This is a genomic window from Pseudomonas sp. FSL R10-2964 (assembly GCF_009600035.1).
GTDB lineage: Bacteria > Pseudomonadota > Gammaproteobacteria > Pseudomonadales > Pseudomonadaceae > Aquipseudomonas > Aquipseudomonas bubulae.
Map to the genome: position 1 here is coordinate 1 of NZ_WIWH01000158.1, position 248 is coordinate 248.

Sequence of the window (248 nt, forward strand, 5' to 3'; positions counted from 1 at the left end):
GACAAGGCCGTCTAGAGGCGTTCCTAGATCTGGAGGCCACAGAGATTCCAGCGTTTGTGATTGATGCTGTCGAAGAAGATTGCCTTGTGATGAGTTTGGTAGAGAACGTAGCTCGAAGGCAACATCGCCCGATAGATCTCATGAACGAGGTTGGGCGCCTGAAGGAGCGAGGTAAAACAGACGCAGAGATCGCAATAGTAATTGGCAGCACTGCATCATGGGTCAGCATGATTGTTGGGCTACTGGAG

At 51.2% G+C, this 248-nt stretch carries 1 protein-coding gene; it reads left to right on the top strand.

The window, feature by feature from the left end:
* The coding region (locus GHN92_RS23755) for a plasmid partitioning protein RepB C-terminal domain-containing protein (protein WP_306108750.1) at positions 1-248 on the top strand (248 nt) is incomplete at both ends.